The organism is Micromonospora sp. NPDC049274, assembly GCF_040678875.1.
Taxonomy (GTDB): Bacteria; Actinomycetota; Actinomycetes; order Mycobacteriales; family Micromonosporaceae; genus Micromonospora.
The window spans coordinates 36395-56771 of record NZ_JBFAQS010000005.1 but is presented as its reverse complement, the minus strand read 5'-3'; the positions used below and the strand labels follow the sequence as shown (position 1 = coordinate 56771).

The window sequence follows — 20377 nt, the reverse complement described above, 5'->3', positions numbered from 1 at the left end:
ACCCTTCGCTGAATCCCGTGACCGACGCCGAGCCGGCCGAGGTCGAGCCGACACGGCGGCCTCGACGCCGCCCGGCCCGAGCCGACCTGTTGGCCCTCGGAGCCTATGTGGTGCTGGGCGTCTTCGTCTGCCTCCACTACTGGGGGGACGTGACCGGTCGGGTCTCGTCGCACCTGCCCACCGACCACAGCTGGTTCGAGTGGCTGTTCGCGCACGGCGCGTACTCGGTGCGGCACCTGGAGAACCCGCTGTTCACGGCCCGGCAGAACGCCCCGGACGGGGTGAACATGATGGCCAACACGTCGCTGCTCGGGCTGACCCTGCCGCTGTCTCCGCTGACGATGCTGTTCGGCCCCCAGGTCACGTACGCGCTCTATCTGGGAGGGGCCCTGGCGGCCACCGCCGGCACCGCCTACTGGATGCTCTCGCGGCACCTGGTGCGCTCCCGGGCGGCGGCCTTCGTCGGCGGGGCGTTCCTCGGCTTCGCGCCCGGCATCATCCACCACGCCAACGGCCAACCCAACTTCGTGTCCAACTTCCTGCTGCCGTTGATCGTGGTGCGGGTGCTGCGGATGGGCGAGCCGGGCCGGTGGCGGCGCAACGGGCTTGTGCTCGGGGTGCTGGTGACGTACCAGATCTTCATCAACGAGGAGATGCTGCTGCTCACGGCGCTGGCCTGCCTGGTCGTCGTGCTGGCGTACGCGGTGCAACGGCCACGGGCGACGCGCGCCGCGGCCGGGCCGTTCCTGGCCGGGATGGGCGTCGCCGGCGGGCTGGCCCTGCTGCTGGCCGCGTACCCGATCTGGTTCCAGTTCAACGGCCCGCAGTCCTACCGCGGCCTGCAGGGTGGCGTGTTCCACAACTGGGGCGAGGACCTGGTCGCCTTCGTCACCTTCGCCCGGGACACCTGGGCGGGCGACCCGGCGGTGGAGCAGACGATCGGCATGACCGAGCAGAACACGTGGTTCGGCTGGCCACTGGTGCTGCTGTCGGTGGTGGCTCTCGTGCTGCTGGTGCGCCGGTCGCTGGCCGCCCGGATCGTCGCCGTGCTGATCGTGGTCTTCACGGTGGCCGCGATCGGGCCCCGGGTGCGCTTCGACGGCGTGGAGACCGGCGTGCGCGGCCCCTGGTCGTACGTTCCGGACGACCTGCCGCTCGTCGAGATGATGATGCCGACCCGGCTGACCCTGGTGGTCGCCGCCGCGGTGGGCGTCCTGCTGGCGCTGATCTGGGACGCGGCGGCCCGGCAGGGTCGCCCGGTGGCCGCGCCGGGCCGCGTGCCGGCCCCGCGCGCCGGGGAGCCGGCGACGTCCGACGACCAGGCCGCGACCGCGCCTGTCGCGCCGCGTCGACGGTGGCTGCGCCCGCTGGGGTACGCGGCGGTCGCCCTCGCCCTGCTGCCGCTCTTCCCCCGGCCGCTGCCCGCCCAGCAGATCGACCCGCCGCCGCACTTCATCACCGCCGGCGGCTGGCGGCCGTACGTGCCCCAGGGCCGCACGCTCGTGCCGGTGCCGATCCCGAGCAACGTGCACGGCCTGCCCACGCTGCGGTGGAGTGCCCTGACCGGGCAGGAGTTCCCCGTCCCGGGCGGCTACTTCATCGGCCCGAACGAGCTGGGCGAGGGTGTCTTCGGCGCACCCAACCGGCCGACCAGCAGCCTCATCTACTCCACGATGGACGCGGGCGCGGTCCCCGTCCTCACCGACGAGAACCGCCGCCAGGCCGTGGAGGACCTGCGGTTCTGGAAGGCGTCCGTGGTGGTGCTCGGCGCACACCCGCGCGAGGCGGTGCTGCGCGAGCTGGTCACCGCACTGATCGGGCCGCCGCAGCGGGTCGACGACGTCTGGGTCTGGGACGTCCGCGCGCTTGTGGATCAGCGCTAGCCGACCAGGCCGCGCACGTCCCACACCCAGCCACCGTCGACGGGGCGGCCGGGGCCGAGCAGCTCCTCGACGGTCCGGCGGACCGGTTCACCGTGCGTCAACCGGCCGAGCACCACCACGGCGGCCCGCCAGTGCCGCAGGTCGTCCACGGCCTGGTGGCGGTCGACCTCGGTGAGCACCGGCACCGTGCCGGTCTCGGCGACCCGGCGCAGCAGCACGGCGGTGGGCCGGTCCGGGGCGCCCCAGCGGGCCGCAGCGTCGTCCGGGCCGCTCGGCCCGATGAAATACCCACCCGGGGCGCCGAACACCAGCCCGGTGCGGGCGGACCAGAGCATCACCGGGCTCAGCGCGGCGCCGGTCACCGGGGGCACCGCCACCACGGTCCGGCCCGCGGGCACCAGCGGCCGCCACCCTCCGTCGACGACGAACCCCGGAACCGGCGCGATCGGCACCACCCGGATCGGCGTCGGCGTGAGCGGCAGCAGCGCGGCGGCCACCGCGCCGGCCCCCAGCAGCCGTACCGGCAGTCCCGGCGCGGCCGGTGACCGGCGAGCCGCCCGAACCCGGTCGGCGAAGAGCGCCACCAGGACGCCAAGCACCGGCACGCAGACCAGCGCGAACCGGGCCGGCACCGCGAGGTCGAGCAGCGGCAGGCCGACGACCAGTCGGTACGGGCCGGCGATGCCGGTGGCCGTGCCGTCCACCCGCAGGTCGGTGCCGAGGGACAGCAGGGCGAAGACGACACCGCAACCGGCCAACGCGCGGACCAGTGGCCGCCGCCACAGCCAGATCACGACGACCACGGCGAGCACCAGCAGCCCGGGCCCGAAGAACGAGTTCTCCTCGGTCGGGTTCGGCGCGAGCAGCCCCGGCAGCCAGTCGTCACCGAGCACTGTCTGCCGGGCCGACGCGGTGAACGACGCGGCGTCGAGCTGGAAGCCGTGCGCGGCGAAGGCCATCCCGGTGTAGTGCTGCGGCCCGCGGAACTGGAACCACAGCGGGTACGCCAGCAGCGTCACCGCCACCAGGGCCGCCACCGCGAGCCGACCGAGCAGGGACGGCGCGAGGCGGCGGGCCGCGGCCCGGTCGGCGAGGGCGTAGCCCAGCGTGAACACCCCGGCGGCGAACGCCAGAAGAACAAGCACCTCCTCGCCGATGAATACCTGCCAGACGAGCAGCAGGCCGAGGCCGACACCGGGACGCCACACCCCGCGCGGGCTCGACGCGGGACGGAACACCAGGGCGAGGATCGCCGGAAGCAGGAACTGGGCGGCCACGTGCAGATGCGCCCCGGCCTGGGCGATCATGCCGGGGGCGAAGCCACAGACCAGGCCCCCGAGCGCCGCCGCGGAGCGAGCGGTGACCAGTCGACGGCGCAGCAGCACGTACCAGGCCGCGGCGGTGCCGGCGAGGCAGCAGACCACCGCCACGCAGAACGCCACCTGCGAGCCGAACAGCAGCGTGACCGGGGTCAGCGGGACACCGAGGCCGAGCACCGAGGTGTTCGCCATCAGGTTGACCCCGTCCGGGGCGTTCAGGGCGGTGCTGAAGAGCGGGTTCTCCCCCGCGACGACGGCATGTGCCGCGTGGGCCAGCATCCACTCGAAGAGCACCTGGTCGCCGGCCTGGTGGAACAGCCGCCCGGGATGGCCCCACTGGGCGCTGGTCAGCAGCACCGCCAGCCCCAGGTAGCCGGCGATGACAAGCGCGTCCGGCAGCCACGCCGGCCGGCTGGGGCGCGAGCGCGGCGGACCGGCCGTCGCCGTCGCATCCCCCGCCGCATCCCCCGCCGACGTCGCCGCCGACGTCGTTCCGGTGGACATCAGACCGAGCGGTCGGTAAGCGTCCGGACGTCCCACACCCAGACGTCCAGCTCCTGCCGGCCGGGGCCGACGAGCTCCTCGACGGTACGCCGCAGCGGCTCGACGTGCTGCTGGCGGACCGGCAGCACCAGGATCGCCGCGTGCCAGTGCCGCAACTCGTCGGTGAAACGCCGACGCTGCCTGTCGTCCAGTTTGGGGGTCCGGCCGGTGGTCGCCACCTCCTCCAGCAGTTGGCCCACCCCACTGGGCCGACCACCGAACCGACCGGGGTCGCCAGTGTTGCCGTTGCGGGGGGCGAGGAAGTAGCCGCCGGGGATCTTGAAGTCGAGGTTGGTGGCCGCCGCCCAGCGCATGCCGTGCGTGTTGCCCATGCTGGGCACCGGGATCGGCACGAGCGTCTGGTCCGGGCCGACGTACGCCCGCCAGCGGTCGGCGGTGATGAACTGCGGCACCGGCGGGCGGGAGACCATCCGCAGCGGCATCGGGGCGATCGGCAGCAGCGCGAACGCCAGGCCGGCGGCGGTGAGCATCCGGACGGTACGCCTGTCGGCCGGGCGCAGCGCCCAGGCCCGCTCGACGGCGAGCGCGAGCAGCAGACCGATGACCACGGTGGTGATCAGGCCGAACCGGGTCGGCACGACCGCGTCCAGCAGGGGCAGCTGCACCAGCAGCTCCCACGGCCCGGCGAACAGCTCCCGGTCCCACCAGGAGACCCGCTCGCCGAGGGAGAGCAGGGCGAAGAGGGCACCGGTCGCGGCGAGCGCACGGACGATCATCTCCCGCCGCAGCCACACCACGACGCCGACGGCGAGCAGCGACAGGCTCCAGCCGAAGAAAGCGTTCTCCTCGGAGTAGTTCGGGGCCAGGTTGACGTTGGCCCGCTGGTTGCCGCCGAGAGTGGCCGAGCCGGGTGCGAAGAAGGAGGCGATGTCGTTGCCGTAGTCCCGCACCGCGTCACTGAGCCCGTGGTACGCCATCGGCCCGGCGAACTGCACGTACAGCGGGTACGCCAGCAGCGTCCCGGCCAGCAGCGCGCAGGCGGCGAGGCCGGCGGCCAGCGGTCGCCACGCGGCCTGCCAGCGGGCCGGCTCCTGAGCCACCACCGCGAGCAGGAAGATCCCGCAGGCCAGCGCCGTGAAGAGCAGGATCTCCTCGTTGATGAACGCCTGCGCGGTGACGAGCAGGGCCAGCAGGGCGCCGTCGCGGACCGGCCGGCGCGAGCGGGTGAGCACCAGCACCCGCCAGACGATGAACGGCAGCAGGAACTGACTGATGATGTTCGGGTGCCAACTGGCGTGCGAGAGCATCGCCGGGGAGAAGCCGCAGAACCAGCCGCCCGCCGCGGCCGCGAGCGGCGTCCGCACGACGTGGCGGCGCAGCACGAGGTACCAGGCCATGGCGGTGCCGGCGAGGCCGAGCGTCACCAGCACCACGAAGGACACCGCCGGCCCGAACAGCAGGGTCACCGGCACCATCGGGATGCCCAGCGCCAGCACGGCGGTGTTCGCCATCAGGTTGACGCCGTCGGGATAGTTGAACTGCTCGGTGTAGAAGGGGTACTCCCCGTGCAGCACCACCCGCACCGAGTGGGCGAGGAAGAACTGCACCTGGGCGGGGTCCCCGGTATAGAGCGACGCCACCCGGCCGGCCGGGTCCAGCCAGATCCGGCTGGTCACCCAGAGCGCGGCGAGCAGGAACAGCACGCCGACCGCCAGATGCTGCCGTCGCCCGGTCCAGCGGGCCCACCGACGACGGCCCGGCTCGTCCGCCCCCTCGGCGCCGTCGCCGTCGGCTGTGGCCGGCGCGGCGGGGACCGCCGTCGGCGCGGTCTCGGTGTCGGTGTCGGGCTCCACGGTCTGCACGCCAGCGCCACCACGGGCGGCCGGAGCGGCGGAGCCGCCAGGAGCGCCGACGGTCCTGGCCCGGGAAGCGGTGCGAGTGTGGTGGCTCACTGTCTCGTCGGGGCCGGCCGCCTCCGGGTGCGGCGCGGACAGGGCGCGGGACTCGGGAGGCGTCACAGTCGGCGGAGTCTACCCGAGCGGCGAAAAGGCACTAAAGCCCCGGTGGCGTCCATTGTGGTGGGTGCGGGGCCGGCCACCGACGGCGTCGCGTCGGACATCTCGTACTATGGCACTTTCCCACAGCGACGGCGAGGCGATCGGGGGCGGATCAGGTGACTCCGGGCCGCCGGCACGGCAGGGCGCTCACCGTCCTGCTGGCCGCGCTGTTGGCCGCCACCGCGTGCGGTCCCGTCGCGGAGCGCACCCCCCGCGACCTGCGGGTGGGGTACGACAGCCTCGACGGCACGCTGACGGTGTGGCCGCCCCGGGGCGACCTGGCCGCTGACGCGGCGGCGACGGCGGCGGTCACCAGGGCGGTACGCGACTGGCGTTCACCTACCGACGAGCGGGCGCACCTGCCCTCGTCCGGCATCCTCTTCTCGGGCCGGGTCGACGGGGCCCCGGTGGCCCTGGTCGCGGCCGACGTGCCCGGCGAGAGCGCGTCCTGGCTGCTGCAACTCAGTGGCGACGGCGCTCGGTACGCGGTCGCCCGTGCCACCGAATACACCGACCCCGGCTACCTGGTCTACTCCGACGTGCTGCCGGTGCAGACGGCCGGCGGTCGGCGCTACCTGGTCTCCGCCCGGGTGCAGCAGCTGCTCGGGCCGCAGGGCCGGGCGCTTATCGTCGCCGACGGCCTCAGCGCCCCGGTCGACGTGCCGACCTGCACGGCGGTCGGCGTGACGGCGACCCTGCGGGCCACCGAGTCGCTGCCCCGCGGACGGGCCGCCGACCGGCTGCTCGACCTGGGCACCGGCACGACCGACCCGCGCTATCCCCTGGTCCGCGACGAGTCCGGCGCGGGCCGGCGGGCGCTCACCGGCCTGGACACCTGTGTGCTGGCCGGCGAGCGGGGCCCGTTCGGCAGCATCCCGCGTCGGATCGGCGACCGGGACGCGCCCAAGTCGGTGCCGACGTCCTGGCCGATGGCGAAGCTCTCGGTTCGTTCACTCGGTGAGGTGGCTCTCGGCGGTGGCGAGCCGGCCGAGTTGCAGCAGCTCAGCTGGGACACCGACGCCGGCACGATGACCGCCGTCGTCTACCGCCCGGCGGACGGGAGCGCGCCTGTGGTCTCGCCGGCCGACCGGGCCACACCGTTGCAGACGTACCAGCTGCCGGTGCCCGGCCAGCCGCTTGTGGTGCTGAGTTGGCGGGCCACCCGGGACAGCTCCCTCTCGGTGCCGCCCGGCACCCCGCTGCTGGTGGAGCGCCCCGGCCTGGTGGTCGTCCCCGAGCCGGCCCACACCCAGACCTACAGCCTGGCCAACACCGACAAGACCCACTACCGCTCGGTAACGCCCCGCTCCCGCTGAGCCTCGATCGTGCTCTTCTCGGCCCCGACAGACGGGGGCGGAAGCCGCAACACGGCGACCGAAAACCCGACGGCGGGTGCCCCGTGGGGCGCCCGCCGTCGGGTCGAGCCGGCTCAGTTCTGGGCGGGGGTCCTGGTGGGGGTCAGCCGGTCCGGGGTGGCGTCCAGGCGGGAGATCCAGCCGGTGACGTCGCGGGCCACGTCCTGCGCGGTGAGGCCGAGGTCGGCGAGGATCTGCGCGCGGGTGCCGTGCGGGTGCCAGTCGGCCGGTACGCCCAGGTCCTTGAGCGGCACCCGGACGTCGGCGTCGCGCATGGCCTGGCCGAGGGCGTCGCCGACGCCGCCGACGCGGACGCCGTCCTCGACGCTGACCACGAGCCGGTGGCGGGCGGCCAGCTCGACCAGCTCGGCCGGGACCGGGCGGACCCAGCGGGGGTCGACGACCGTGACGCCGTAACCCTGCTCGGCGACCCGGGCGGCGACCTCCATGCCCAACTGGCCGAAGGAGCCCACGGCGACGAGCAGCACGTCGGTACGTGCCGATTCGGCCAGCACGTCGACCGGGCCGACCCGGCGCAGCGCCGGCAGGTCCGCGGCGACCGTGCCGGTCGGGAAGCGCACCACGGTCGGGCCGTTGTCGACGGCCAGCGCCTCGCGCAGCTCCTCGCGCAGTGTGGCGGCGTCCCGGGGAGCGGCGATCCGCAGACCCGGCACCACTCCGAAGACGGACATGTCCCAGATGCCGTAGTGGCTGGGGCCGTCCGGGCCGGTGATGCCCGCCCGGTCCAGCACGAAGGTCACCGGCAGCTTGTGCATCGCCACGTCCAGCAGGACCTGGTCGAAGGCACGGTTGAGGAAGGTGGCGTAGACCGCGACCACCGGGTGCAGCCCGCCGAGCGCCAGACCGGCCGCCGAGGTGGCGGCGTGCTGCTCGGCGATGCCCACGTCGTACACCCGCTCGGGGTACTTGCGGGCCAGCTTGGCGATGCCTGTCGGCTCGGCCATGGCGGCGGTGATGCCCACCACGTCCGGACGCTCGTCGGCGACGGCCAGCAGCTCGTCGGCGAAGACGTGCGTCCACTTCACCGCCGGGGCGGCCAGCAGGGCACCGGTCTCCACGTCGAAGGCGCCACCGGGGCCGTGCAGGCAGTCGGCCTCGTCCTCCTCGGCCGGGCGGTAGCCGTACCCCTTGCGGGTGACGGCGTGCACGATCACCGGACCGCCGAAGTTCTTCGCCGCGCGCAACGCAGACTCGACGGCCGCCACGTCGTGCCCGTCCACCGGGCCGACGTACTTGATGCCGAGGTCCTCGAACATGGCCTGCGGGGCGACGGCGTCCTTGATGCCCTTCTTGACCGCGTGCAGCACCTCGTACATCGGCTTGCCGACGAGCGGCGTCGAGCCGAGGGCGTCCTTGACCGTGTCGAGGACCTTCTCGTAGCCCGGGTTGAGCCGCAGCGAGGAGAGGTGGTCGGCTAGGCCGCCGATGGTCGGCGAGTAGGACCGCCCGTTGTCGTTGACCACGATGACGAGGGAGTTGCCGGCGGTGGCGATGTTGTTCAGCGCCTCCCAGCACATGCCGCCGGTCAGCGCGCCGTCGCCGACCACGGCCACGACGCTGCGCGCCTCACCCCGCAGGGCGTACGCCTTGGCGAGGCCGTCGGCGTAGGAGAGGGCGGTGGAGGCGTGCGAGTTCTCGATGAGGTCGTGCTCGCTCTCCGCCTGGCTGGGATAGCCGGAGAGGCCACCGCGCTGGCGCAGCTTGTCGAAGCCGGCCTGACGTCCGGTGAGGATCTTGTGCACGTACGCCTGGTGGCCGGTGTCGAACAGGAGCCGGTCACGGGGGGAGTCGAAGACGCGGTGCATGGCCAGCGTCAGCTCGACCACACCGAGGTTGGGCCCGACGTGCCCGCCGGTGCGGGAGACCTTGGCGATCAGGAAGTCCCGAATCTCCGCGGCGAGAACATCCAGCTCCTCGCCCGACATCCGCTTGACGTCCTGCGGACCGCGTACCGTCCCCAGCAACCGACCGTGGTTGGCCGTGTCCTCTTCAACGCTCATGACCGGAGAGTCTATCGGCCGCCCGACGGTCCGCAGCCTGGCCCGAGCCGGGCGCATCGCGGCGGGCGGCTGAGCGCCTGGTCAGGGCCCGTCCACGGCGGGCACGTCGACAGGCAGCAGGAGGCCCACCAGTTCGACGTGCTGGGTCATCGGAAACAGGTCGAAGCCGCGCAGCGCGGCCAGCCGCCAGCCCAGCCCGGCGAAGGTGCGCACGTCCCGGGCGAAGGCCGCCGGGTCGCAGGCCACGTACGCGACCGCTCGCGGGCCGGCGGCGGCCAGCGCGCGCACCACCGGGGCGCCGGCGCCGGAGCGCGGCGGGTCGAGCACCACCACGTCGACCGGGCCGGTGATCCGGCGGCGGGCCAGCGCGGTCTCCACCCGGGCCGCCACGACCTCCACGCGGGGCAGGTCGGCCAGGTTCTCCCGTGCCGCGGCGACGCCCTGTGCGGCGGCCTCCACCAGTGTCACCCGCCCGGACGCGCCGACCCGGGCGGCCAGCCCGGCGGCGAACAGCCCGGCGCCGCCGTAGAGGTCCCAGGCCACCTCCCCCGGGCGTGGGTCGAGCAGTTCCAGTACGGCCGTGGACAGGGTGTCCGCCGCTGCCGGGTGCACCTGCCAGAAGGAGGACGCGGGCAGCGCCCAGTCCCGCCCGGCGGCCACCTCGCGCACCTCGGTGGGCCCGCTCACCGGCGTGGCCACCCCGTCGCGGACCTCGGCGACGCTCACGTCCCCGCCGGTGCTGGCGACGGTCTCCACCGCCTCGGCGGCCGGCCAGCGCGTGCCGGTGGGGGTGAGCACCGGCAGCTGCTGGATGGCCGGGTGGGCGATCCGACAGCTGTCGATCGGCACGACCTCGTGCGACCGGTGCTTGAGCAGGCCGGCGCGGTCCGCGGCGTCGACCGCGTAGCGGACCCGCGAACGCCAGCCCAGCAACCCGCCCGGCAGCGCCTCGACCCGGACGCCGAGCCGGTCCAGCTCGGCGTCGGTGAGCCCGCCGAGGCGGACCAGCTGCTCGCGCACCACGGCGGTCTTCCAGGCCAGCTGCGCGTCCGGGGCGACGTGTTGCAGGTCGCAGCCGCCGCAGGCGCCCGGCTTCGCGTACGGGCAGGGTGGCTCCACCCGGTCCGGCGAGGCGTCCAGCACGGTCACGGCGTCGGCCCGGACGAACCCCCGGTGCACCTCGGTGACCTCGGCGATCACCCGCTCGCCGGGCAGCGCGTGCCGGACGAACACCACCTGCCCGTCCACCCGGGCCACGCAGTGCCCGCCGGGGGCGACCGCGTCAACTGTCAGCTCGACGCGCTCCGCCTCCGCGAGGCCGCGCTCCGCCTCGGCCAGGCCACGCTCGGCCGCCACGGGCGGTCCGGTCCGCTCAGTCACGGCCGTTCCCGATCGTCTCGGTGCCCACTGGGCCGGACTCGTCCGGCGGCGGTGCGGTGACCGCCGGTGGCACGGTGCCCCGGGGTCCGCGCGCCGGCGTGTTGGAGAGTGCCGCGTCCAGCCGGTCCAGGTTCTTGCTCGCGGTCGAGGCGAGCTGCCACGGGACGCTGACCACCATCACCCCCGGTTCGAAGAGCAGCCGGCCCTTGAGGCGCAGCGCGCTCTGGTTGTGCAGCAGGTTCTCCCACCAGCGCCCCACCACGTACTCCGGAATGAAGACGGTGACCACGTCACGCGGTGACGTACGGCGGGTCGACGCGACGAAGTCCAGGATCGGGCGGGTGATCTCCCGGTACGGCGAGTCGACGACGGTGAGCGGAATCGCCATCTCCCGCCGCTCCCAGTCGGCCTGCAGGTCGCGGGTGTCCTTCTCGTCGACGTTGACGGTCACCGCGGTCAGCGTGTCCGGCCGGGTCGCCCGGGCGTACGCGATGGCCCGCAGCGTCGGCTGGTGCAGCTTGCTGACCAGCACGATCGCGTGGTTGCGGGCGGGCAGCACGGCCCGGCCCTCGTCCGGCGGGGTCAGCTCGGTGGCGACCCGGTCGTAGTGCCGGCGGATGGCCAGCATCAGCGCGTAGATCACCGCCATCGCCGCGATCGCGATCCAGGCGCCGAGCAGGAACTTGGTGATCAGGACGATCACCAGCACCGTGCCGGTCAGACCCATGCCGAACGTGTTGATGGCCCGGGACCGCAGCATCCGATGCCGTGCCTCCGGGTCCCGCTCGGTGCGCAGGCGCCGGTTCCAGTGTCGGATCATGCCGGCCTGGGACACGGTGAACGAGACGAAGACGCCGACGATGTAGAGCTGGATGAGGCGGGTCACCTCGGCCTGGAACCCGACGATCAGCACGATCGCGAAGAGGGCGAGGAAGGTGATGCCGTTGGAGAAGGCCAGCCGGTCGCCCCGGGTGTGGAACTGGCGGGGCAGGTAGCGGTCCTGGGCGAGGATCGAGCCGAGCACCGGGAAGCCGTTGAACGCGGTGTTCGCGGCCAGGAAGAGGATGAGCGCGGTCATCCCGGCCACCACGTAGAGCAGGAACGAGCCGGAGCCGAAGACCGTCTCGCCGAGCTGGGTGGTCACCGTCTTCTGCACGTACCCGTCGGGGCCCGAGACGATCTGCAGAGCCGGGTCCTCGACGAACTGCAGACGGGTCAGCCGGGCCAGCCAGATGATCCCGACCAGCAGGCTCACCGCGATCACGCCCAGCAGCAGCAGCGTGGTGGCGGCGTTGCGGCTCTTCGGCGCCTTGAACGCGGGAACGCCGTTGGAGATCGCCTCGACACCTGTGAGCGCGGCGGCGCCGGAGCTGAACGTCCGCAGCAGCAGGAAGACGAGCGCGAAACCGGTCACGCTGTGCTCGGCCTGGATGACGAGGCCGGCACTGGGCGCACGGAGGTCGTCGCCCAGCACGAAGACGCGGAACAGCCCGGTGAGCAGCATTCCGCCCATCACGATCACGAAACCGTAGGTGGGGATGGCGAACGCGGTGCCCGACTCGCGCAGCCCGCGCAGGTTGACGGCGGTCAGCAGGACCACCGCGAGCACCGCGATCATGACCTTGTGGGTGGCCACGAACGGCACCACCGAGCCGAGGTTGGCCACCCCGGAGGAGACCGACACGGCCACCGTGAGCACGTAGTCGACAAGCAGGGCGCTGGCCACGCCGACCCCGAACTTCGGCCCGAGGTTGACCGTTGCCACCTCGTAGTCGCCGCCGCCGGAGGGGTAGGCGTGCACGTTCTGCCGGTAGCTGGCCACCACCGTGAGCATCACCACCACCACGGCGAGGGCGATCCACGGGGAGAAGAAGTACGCCGAGGTGCCGGCGATGGAGAGGGTCAGCAGGATCTCGTCAGGCGCGTACGCGACGCTGGACAGCGCGTCGGAGGCGAACACGGGCAGCGCGATGCGCTTCGGCAGGAGGGTGTGCTGCAGACGGTCGGACCGGAACGGTCGACCGAGGAGCATTCGCTTCAACAGCGAGGTGGGACTGGCCACGAACGCCAAGAGTACGACCACCACTGTGCGAACGCGGGGGTGGGCGATCACGCTCGGCCGGGATGAGGGGGTACGGTCGGTCCCGCTGTCGACCCGGACGTGGCAGGCTCGGACCCGAAGCCACCGGCGGCGGAAGGCCAGCGGCAGCGGTACGCACCTTGGGAGGGACAGCGTGCACGTCGTGATCATGGGGTGTGGCCGGGTCGGGTCGACCCTCGCTCACAGCCTGGAGTCCCGGGGGCACTCGGTGGCGGTGATCGACCAGGACGCCGACGCCTTCCGGCGACTCGGCCCCGACTTCGCCGGGATCACGGTGACCGGGGCGGGCTTCGACGGCGAGGTGCTGCGCCAGGCCGGCATCGAACGCGCGGACGCCTTCGCCGCCGTCTCCAGCGGTGACAACTCGAACATCATCTCGGCGCGGTTGGCCCGCGAGACGTTCGGCGTGTCCCGCGTGGCGGCCCGCATCTACGACCAGCGCCGGGCCCAGGTCTACGAGCGGCTGGGCATCCCCACTGTGGCGACCGTGCGCTGGACGGCCGACCGGATGCTGCGGCACCTCGTGCCGGAGGGCAACGTGGAGATCTTCCGCGACCCGACGAGCACCGTGTCGATCGTCGAGGTCCCGGTGCACAAGGAGTGGATCGGCCGCCCGGTGCGCGCCCTGGAGGAGGCGGCCGGCGCGCGGGTGGCCTACCTGATCCGCTTCGGCATCGGCACGCTGCCCACCGCCTCCACAGTCGTCCAGGAGGGCGACCAGGTGTTCATGCTGGTCAGCGACGACATCGTGGCGACTGTCACGTCGGTGGCGGCGACGCCGCCGGAAGGGGGGCACTGAGCCATGCGGATCGCCATCGCGGGCGCCGGCAACGTCGGCCGCTCGATCGCCCAGGAGCTGATCGAGAACGGTCACCAGGTGATGCTCATCGAACGGCAGCCGAAGATGCTCCGGCCGGACCGGGTTCCGGCCGCCGAGTGGGTGCTCGCCGACGCGTGTGAGGTGGCCAGCCTGGAGGAGGCCAACGTCGCCGGCTGCGACGTGGTGGTCGCGGCGACCGGTGACGACAAGACCAACCTGGTGCTGTCGCTGCTGGCCAAGACCGAGTTCGCGGTGCCCCGGGTGGTGGCTCGGGTCAACCGGGCCGAGAACGAGTGGCTCTTCACCGAGCAGTGGGGCGTGGACGTCGCGGTGAGCAAGCCGCGGGTCATGGCCGCGCTCGTCGAGGAGGCGGTCACCGTCGGCGACCTGGTCCGCCTGATGACCTTCCGGCAGGGCGAGGCGAACCTCGTCGAGATCACCCTGCCGCCGACCGCGCCCTACGTCGGTCAGCCCATCCACGCGGTGCCGCTGCCCCGCGACTCCGCCCTGGTGGCGATCCTGCGCGGCAAGCGCGTCCTGGTGCCCAGCCCGGACGACCCCATCGAGGCCGGCGACGAGCTGATCTTCGTCTGCACCGCCGAGGTGGAGGACGACGTCCGCGCGGTCATCCTCGGCCCGGACAGCGTCGAGCGGACCCGCGGCTCACGCTGAGCACTGAGCTGCCGCCGGGCCGCGGGGGGCGCGGTCGATCAGGCGCCGGGCAGCGGGGTCGGCTGCGGCTCCCGGGTGACCCGACGCACCGTCCAGACGGTGATGAGCAGCAGCAGCGCGTACGGCGGGTAGCCCAACGCCAGCCGGGCCACGCCCAGCGCGGTGTCCTGATGGGCCAGGTAGAGCCCGGCCTGCACGCCCACCTTGGCGAGCCACACCACGCCCCAGAGCACGGTCAACCGGGTGAAGGTGCGTACGAGCTTCGGGTCGGCCCGCCACTCCGATTTGCCCTTGGCGACCAGCACCGACCAGATCCACCCGACAAGCGGCTGCCGGACGACCGCCGAGATCAGCAGGGCGATGCCGTAGCCGATGCCGTAGAGGATGCCGGGAAGGTAGAAGTCCCGCTCGTCGCCGGTACGCCAGGCGATGGCGGCGCCGATGCCCACACCGAACAGCCCGTTGACCGCGTGCCGGATCGGCCGGCGCTGGGCCAGCCGCAACCCGGCGATCACCAGCGCGACGGCCACCGAGGCGATCACGGCCGGCCGCAGGTCGCCGATGATGTTGGCGAGCACGAAGACGACCACTGGGATGCTGGACTCGACCAGCCCTCGCCACCCGCCGAGCTGGTCGGCCATCTGTTCGGCGATCGTGGGCAGCGGCTCGTCGTCCTGCGGAGGATCGGTCTCCGGTTGTGCTGCCCGGTGCTGTCCCGTCGTCATGCCCGGCCTTCCGTCCGCGGTGCCGTCACTTCGGCGAGTCCAGCTCGTAGTAAGGGTTGTAGATGACCTTGCGGTCGTCGCGCATGGCCACCCGACCGCGCGCGGTCAGGTGCCGCCCCGGCTCGATCCCGGAGATGTGCCGCCGGCCCAGCCAGACCAGCGTGACCACGTCGCTGCCGTCGTACAGGTCGGCCTCGAGGGTGGGCAGGTTGGTGCGCGGCGTGTAGACCACCGTGCGCAGCCGACCGGCGACCGAGACCACCTGACCTCGGGAGCACTGCTGGGCCAGGACGCCACCGCACTCGGCGCTCTCCTGACGCAGCTCCTGCGCGTCGATCTCGGCCTCGCTGGCGGTGAACCGTTGCAGGATGCGCCGCAGCGACACCCTGCTCTCGTCGGTCGTCATGACCTCCGCGTCACCCTCTCCACACTCGCCGGCGCTGGCCGGCACCGGCCCAGCTCCGGCGACGCCGGAACCGTCCCGCCAGCGTACGCCGACGGGCCCGGTTCCGGCGGGCCGGTGCGCGGTCGGTCAGACCTGGCGGGGCTCGGCGGCGGCGGACGCGTCCGCGCCCTCGGCGCCGGCCTGGTCGGCGATCTCGCGGGGCAGCCGCAGCGGCAGCGGTTCACGGACCGGCTTCGCCTCCTGGCCACGGTCGACCACCAGGCCGTCCAGGCACTCGGCGAGCGGCCCGGCGCTGGCCGGGTCGGTGGCCACCGGGCCCTGGAAGACGCCCCGGACCATCCAGCGCGGCCCGTCGACGCCGACGAATCGCAGGTTCGTCGGGCCGTCCGGGGTTCGCACCTGGGCGTGCAGCTCCGGGCCGTACTCGCCCTCGACCTCCTGGGCGGCGGCGCCGTCGCTCAGCAGGGACTGACGAATCTCCTCGCGCACCTCGTCCCAGATCCCCTCGGACCGGGGGGCAGCGAAGACGCCGAGCTGCAGCGCGTTGTCCCCGTGCACCAGCACCACCTGCTGGATCACGCCCTGCGGGTCGGCCTGCACCCGCACCTCCACCTCGGCCACCGCCGGGATGTGCAGGCTGCCGAGGTCGAGTCGCTGCACGTCGTCGTCGACCTCGGAGATGTCGTACGGCCCGCGCACCAGCCCCGGCGTCGACGCCCCGGTGCCCTCGTCGAGGACCTCGGCGGTCCGCTCGTCGCGGGTGTGCCGCCCGGCATCGGCCCGCTTTCGGGAGAAGATCACTGCGCCCACCCTCCGCTGTTCACAATCACCCTGCCACCTCTTCCGTCTGCCCGGGCCGCCGCTGGTCGGCCCACTCCTGGCCGGCCGGTGACGGCACCAGCCCGGCGTGCCCGCCGGTCGAGCCGTGCCCGCCGGTCCCGCGCGCGGAACCGGGCAACTCGGCCACCGGCTCGAACCGCGCCCGCGCGACCCGCTGGACGACGAGCTGGGCGATCCGGTCGCCACGGGAGATCTTCGCGGGCGTGTCCCGATCATGATTGATCAGGTTGACCATGATCTCACCCCGGTAGCCGGCGTCGACCGTACCGGGCGCGTTGAGCACCGTCACGCCGAGCCTGGCCGCCAGGCCGGAGCGCGGATGGACCAGGCCCACGTACCCGTCAGGCAGGGCGACGGCCACGCCGGTGGGCACCAGGGCCCGACCGCCGGGCGGCAGCTCCACGTCCGCGGCGGCCACCAGGTCGGCCCCGGCATCGCCGGGATGGGCGTACGTGGGCAGCGGCAGCTCGGCATCGAGCAGCCGTACGGGCACGGGTACGACGTCGGTCACGGGTCCCCTCTTCGTCCGGTTGTCTCCGGTGACCCTGCCATCCTGCCGGTTGGCCGGCCCGCCGTGCGCCGTACCCTCGCAGGAGTGAGCATGTCGCCCTCCCCGTCCGCCGATCGGTCGCCGGTTCCGGCCCGTCCGGCGTACGCCGAACGGCTGGACCTGCCCTGGTGGCTGTGGCTGACCGGGCTGGTGGCCGCCGCGCTGCTGGCCGTCGAGATCTGGATGGGCGGCCCCGGCGCCCGCGCCTGGGTGCCCTTCGCGGTGCTGCTGCCGGTCACCGCCGCCGGGCTGTGGTGGCTGGGCCGGATCCGCGTCGCGGTCGTCGACTCCGAGCTGCGGGTGGACGACGCCCGGCTGCCGGTGCGCTTCGTGGCCGACGTGATTCCGTTGGACGTGGCCGGCCGCCGTGAGGTGCTCGGTGTGGGCGCGGACCCACTCGCCTTCGTGGTGCAGCGGCCGTGGGTCGGCGGCGCCGTGCAGGTGGTGCTCGACGACCCGGCCGATCCGACCCCGTTCTGGGTGGTCAGCAGCAGGCGTCCGGTCGAGCTGGCCGAGGCGGTGCTGGCCGCGCGGGACGCGCGCCGGCCTGCCGACCGTACGGCCGGCGAGCCGGGCTGATCGACGTCGGCGGCTCCGCTCAGGTGCCCGTGGGCGGGCCGGGCAGGGCCGGCGGTGGCGCCGGCCGGGCGATGCCCTGACGGCGCAGGTCCACCTGGAGCTGGTCGGCCATCTGGCGGGTGGCCCGGCGGTTGAGGAAGCTGGCCACCGCCGCGCCGGTCAGGAACGGCCCGAGCGTGGTGAGGTTGCGCCCGAATCGGCGCAGCAGCATGTCCCGCATCTCCTTGCGGGCGGCGGTGCCGAGCACCGCGCCAACGCCCACGCCGGGCACCATCGGGTTGACCCCGCGCTGGGTGGCCCAGGAGTGCACCAGGGCCACCGCCCGTTGACCGCCGGCGCCCGGCAGCGCCACGCCGTGGATCTCGTGCAGCTCACCGATCAGTTTCAGCTCCACCGCCACGACGGCGACGGTCTCGGCGGCGAGCAGCACGGGCGCGGAGAGCAGCGTGGGCGCGACGGTCCACTCGACTGCCGCGACTCCCCCGCCGGCCGCGCCGATCCCGGCCGTGGCGCGGGAGGCGTTGCGGATCAGTCGCTCGGCCAGGGCGGCGTCGTCCAGGCCGGGAAAGTGTCGACGCAGGGTCGCGAGGTCCCGCACGGGTACGTGCGGGGCGATCTCGGCCACCGTGTCGGTCATCCAGCGCACTGCGGCGCGAGGTTTGAACAGGTCGGAAATGCCCCGGCTGCGGGCCTGGCTCACCATCCGGGTGAGCAGTTGGCGCCGCCGGGCCGGCGCTATGTCGTCCGCGGTCAACGCCGCGACGGTGGCGCCGAGGTCGTCCCCGCCGCCGTCGGTGGTGTCGCCTCGATCGCTCATGGGTCGGACCTCCCGGTGCTGTGGCTACCCGCTACGAGTCAAGCAGGTACCCACAGGCGTCGCATGCCTACACCGGTAGCGGCGGCCCCGATCAGGAGGGCCGCCGCCGGTGTCGTGAGTGTCAGACGCACTCTCGGCAGATCAGCTCGCCGTTGCGCTCGACCGCCAGCTGGCTGCGATGGTGGACCAGGAAGCAGCGGGCGCACCGGAACTCGTCCTGCTGCATCGGTAGCACCTTGACAGTGAGCTCCTCGTCGGCCAGGTCGGCACCGGGCAGCTCGAAGCTCTCGGCGACCTCGGCCTCGTCGACGTCCACCGCGCCCGACTGTGAGTCGACGCGCCGTGCCTTGAGCTCTTCCAGGCTGTCCTCGCCGAGGTCGACCTCGTCGCGACGCGGGGCGTCGTAGTCGGTGGCCATCGGTTGTCACTCTCCCATATCGATGTTGTCGCTTCCGGTTGTAACGCCGGACGACGCTGTTTCGGTTCCGCTGGCCGACCACCACTTGTGTCGGGCACCCGACCCGGGGACTGTACGGGTCGGGACCGCTGGGGCCACTCCCCTGCGAGCGCGGAACCTTACCCCCCCTTGGGCGAGGCATGTATACCGCCCTTGCGGCTGAGATGTACGCCCCCGCACGCGAAGTTGTTCCCAATGTGATTCAGGCGACACGAAGATAGGGGTAGTAGTACCCGGTTCGCGGTCGGCGCGCCGGCATGTCGGACTGTTTCCACGCGACGGCCGGACAACCGTTAACCTCAGCGGCGTATTCGACGGCCGGCGGTCAGTGCGATCGGTGGCGGCCGCCGCCACCCACCTGAGGTCCCGGGAGCGCCCAGATGAGTTTTGCGCGAGTGCGAGCACTCGTCGTCGTCGGCCTGCTGGGCGTCCTGGCCCTGGCCTTCGTGATCACCGCGATCGTTCGTGACAGCCAACGGGGGGCCGGCGCAGCAGGCGGTTGTCCGGACGGCTGGCCGCTTGCCGACGTGACGCTGCACGAGCCCAAGGACGTCAAGATCAATGTTTTGAACGCGACAGTCGAGCCGGGCCGCGCCGGCATGGTCGCGGACGACTTCCGCAACCGAAAGTTCCAGGTCAAGAAGGTCGGCAACGCGCCCAAGGGGATCGACGACGTCGCCGTGCTGCGGTACGGCCCCAAGGGCGTCAGCTCCGCCCACCTGCTCAAGGCGTACTTCCTCAACAACGCCGAGCCGGTCTACGACGCGAAGCGCACGGACGACGTGGTCGACGTGGTGTTGGGCAACGGCTTCCAGCAGCTCGCCACCACCACCGAGGTCAACCAGTCCCTCGGCGACCTGGGCCCGCCGGTCGCGCCGGCCGGCTCCTGCCCGGCCCCCGCCCCCAAGAAGTGACGCCGTAACCGCCCGATCCCGCCCCCTGCCACCCCCGGTCCGCCCCCGGCGCTCCCGACGCGCTCAGGACGTCGTCAGGGGCCGCCAGAGGCGTCCAGGGCGGCCAGCCGGTCGTGCAACTCGGGGAAGAGGGTGGGCGGGGCCGCGATCACCAGGTCCGGGCCGGGCGGACGACCGGTCAGGCCGGAGACCCGCGCGCCCGCCTCGGCCGCCACCAGACCGCCGGCGGCCAGGTCCCAGGCGGCCAGGCCCTTCTCGAAGTACGCATCCAGCCGCCCCTCCGCCACCAGGCAGAGGTCCAGGGCGGCGGCACCGAGGCGGCGGATGTCCCGCACCGACGCGATCAGCCCGGCCACCACCGACGCCTGGTGCGCCCGCCGGCCGGCGTCGTAGCCGAAGCCGGTGCCGACCAGCGCCTGCCCCAGGTCCGTCTCCCCGGAGCAGCGCAGCCGGACGCCGTCGCGCCAGGCACCGCCACCCGCGGTGGCGGTCCACTCCTCGCCGGTGTTCACGTTGCGCACCACGCCGGCGACCACCACCCCGTCCACCTCGGCCGCCAGCGACACCGCGCTGTACGGCAACCCGTAGAGGTAGTTCACGGTGCCGTCGATCGGGTCGACGATCCACCGCACGCCGCCCGGCTCGGCGGGGCCGGTGTCCTGGGTGCCGTACTCCTCGCCCAGGACCGCGTCCCCCGGCCGCAAGGCGCACAGCGCGTCGAGGACCTGCCGCTCGACGGCGCGGTCCGCCGCCGTGACCACGTCGGTGACCGTGCTCTTGGTCGCCGCCACGGACACGCCCTCGGCCCGCATCCGGTACGCGGTGGCCGCGGCGTCCCGGGCCACCTCGATCGCGATCGCCAACAGTTCCCGCGGTGGCGGCGCCGAACGGTCCATTCCAGGGTCCCCTTCCCGTACGACCGGGGCGTTCCGGGCCGTGCGCGAGTATCATCCTTACAAAGTCCACATCTGCGCCGA

Annotated in this window: 18 protein-coding genes; 6 read left to right on the top strand and 12 right to left on the bottom strand. The window is 73.2% G+C overall.

All coding sequences use genetic code 11. The features are described from left to right. Nucleotides 1-17 precede the first annotated feature (17 nt). Nucleotides 18-1883, top strand: coding sequence for a hypothetical protein (locus AB0K10_RS11315; protein WP_363682299.1), 1866 nt, complete (start codon nt 18-20; stop codon nt 1881-1883). Here AB0K10_RS11315 and AB0K10_RS11310 read toward each other — a convergent pair. Further along, nucleotides 1880-3706, bottom strand: coding sequence for a hypothetical protein (locus tag AB0K10_RS11310; protein ID WP_363682297.1), 1827 nt, complete (start codon nt 3704-3706; stop codon nt 1880-1882). The genes AB0K10_RS11315 and AB0K10_RS11310 overlap by 4 nt on opposite strands. Next, nucleotides 3706-5421: a hypothetical protein gene (locus AB0K10_RS11305; RefSeq protein WP_363682915.1), complete on the bottom strand. Its 1716-nt coding sequence runs from the start codon at nt 5419-5421 to the stop codon at nt 3706-3708. The genes AB0K10_RS11310 and AB0K10_RS11305 overlap by 1 nt, the downstream gene beginning before the upstream one ends. A 497-nt stretch (nt 5422-5918) precedes the next feature. On the opposite strand from AB0K10_RS11305, the gene AB0K10_RS11300 reads away from it, so the two are divergent. Further along, on the top strand, nt 5919-7079 hold the full coding sequence (locus AB0K10_RS11300) for a hypothetical protein (protein WP_363682913.1): 1161 nt from the start codon (nt 5919-5921) through the stop codon (nt 7077-7079). Nucleotides 7080-7192: 113 nt separating this feature from the next. Here AB0K10_RS11300 and dxs read toward each other — a convergent pair whose 3' ends face one another. The 3 genes from dxs to AB0K10_RS11285 form a co-directional block, all read right to left on the bottom strand. Then, nucleotides 7193-9139, bottom strand: coding sequence for a 1-deoxy-D-xylulose-5-phosphate synthase (gene dxs / locus AB0K10_RS11295; RefSeq protein WP_363682295.1), 1947 nt, complete (start codon nt 9137-9139; stop codon nt 7193-7195). Nucleotides 9140-9220: 81 nt separating this feature from the next. Next, a complete protein-coding gene (locus AB0K10_RS11290) occupies nt 9221-10477 on the bottom strand; it encodes a TRAM domain-containing protein (protein ID WP_363682911.1) in 1257 nt (418 codons plus the stop codon). A 34-nt stretch (nt 10478-10511) separates the two neighbouring features. After that, nucleotides 10512-12581, bottom strand: coding sequence for an APC family permease (locus AB0K10_RS11285; protein WP_363682293.1), 2070 nt, complete (start codon nt 12579-12581; stop codon nt 10512-10514). A gap of 172 nt (nt 12582-12753) precedes the next feature. Here AB0K10_RS11285 and AB0K10_RS11280 point away from each other — a divergent pair, with 172 nt between their 5' ends. Then, complete coding sequence (locus tag AB0K10_RS11280) at nt 12754-13419, top strand: TrkA family potassium uptake protein (RefSeq protein ID WP_363682291.1); 666 nt, start codon at nt 12754-12756, stop codon at nt 13417-13419. Between the two features lie 3 nt (nt 13420-13422). Further along, nucleotides 13423-14112: a TrkA family potassium uptake protein gene (locus tag AB0K10_RS11275; RefSeq protein WP_363682289.1), complete on the top strand. Its 690-nt coding sequence runs from the start codon at nt 13423-13425 to the stop codon at nt 14110-14112. A gap of 38 nt (nt 14113-14150) precedes the next feature. Here AB0K10_RS11275 and AB0K10_RS11270 read toward each other — a convergent pair whose 3' ends face one another. The 4 genes from AB0K10_RS11270 to dut form a co-directional block, all read right to left on the bottom strand. Then, nucleotides 14151-14837, bottom strand: a complete 687-nt coding sequence (locus tag AB0K10_RS11270) for a DUF3159 domain-containing protein (RefSeq protein ID WP_363682287.1) — start codon at nt 14835-14837, stop codon at nt 14151-14153. Between the two features lie 25 nt (nt 14838-14862). Beyond that, entirely contained in the window at nt 14863-15243 is a 381-nt protein-coding gene (locus tag AB0K10_RS11265) for an OB-fold nucleic acid binding domain-containing protein (RefSeq protein ID WP_357498525.1), read from the bottom strand. A gap of 126 nt (nt 15244-15369) precedes the next feature. Further along, complete coding sequence (locus AB0K10_RS11260) at nt 15370-16044, bottom strand: DUF3710 domain-containing protein (protein ID WP_363682285.1); 675 nt, start codon at nt 16042-16044, stop codon at nt 15370-15372. A gap of 25 nt (nt 16045-16069) precedes the next feature. Then, the gene (gene dut / locus AB0K10_RS11255; protein ID WP_363682283.1) at nt 16070-16594 is read right to left on the bottom strand and encodes a dUTP diphosphatase; all 525 of its coding nucleotides are present in this window, start codon (nt 16592-16594) and stop codon (nt 16070-16072) included. A 90-nt stretch (nt 16595-16684) separates the two neighbouring features. Between dut and AB0K10_RS11250 the strand changes: the two genes are divergently transcribed. Further along, nucleotides 16685-17212: a DUF3093 domain-containing protein gene (locus AB0K10_RS11250; protein ID WP_363682909.1), complete on the top strand. Its 528-nt coding sequence runs from the start codon at nt 16685-16687 to the stop codon at nt 17210-17212. 19 nt (nt 17213-17231) lie between these two features. Here AB0K10_RS11250 and AB0K10_RS11245 read toward each other — a convergent pair whose 3' ends face one another. Together AB0K10_RS11245 and AB0K10_RS11240 are read right to left on the bottom strand one after the other, a co-directional pair. Next, nucleotides 17232-18029, bottom strand: a complete 798-nt coding sequence (locus tag AB0K10_RS11245) for a hypothetical protein (protein WP_363682281.1) — start codon at nt 18027-18029, stop codon at nt 17232-17234. Between the two features lie 121 nt (nt 18030-18150). Further along, nucleotides 18151-18447 carry a DUF4193 domain-containing protein gene (locus AB0K10_RS11240; RefSeq protein WP_007075406.1) on the bottom strand — a complete coding sequence of 99 codons (297 nt, stop codon included), beginning with the start codon at nt 18445-18447 and terminating at the stop codon, nt 18151-18153. 434 nt (nt 18448-18881) lie between these two features. Between AB0K10_RS11240 and AB0K10_RS11235 the strand changes: the two genes are divergently transcribed. Beyond that, nucleotides 18882-19400, top strand: a complete 519-nt coding sequence (locus AB0K10_RS11235) for a LytR C-terminal domain-containing protein (protein WP_363682907.1) — start codon at nt 18882-18884, stop codon at nt 19398-19400. Between the two features lie 74 nt (nt 19401-19474). Here the strand turns inward: AB0K10_RS11235 and AB0K10_RS11230 are convergent, their stop codons facing one another. Then, nucleotides 19475-20296, bottom strand: coding sequence for an inositol monophosphatase family protein (locus AB0K10_RS11230; RefSeq protein ID WP_363682279.1), 822 nt, complete (start codon nt 20294-20296; stop codon nt 19475-19477). Nucleotides 20297-20377: the final 81 nt, after the last annotated feature.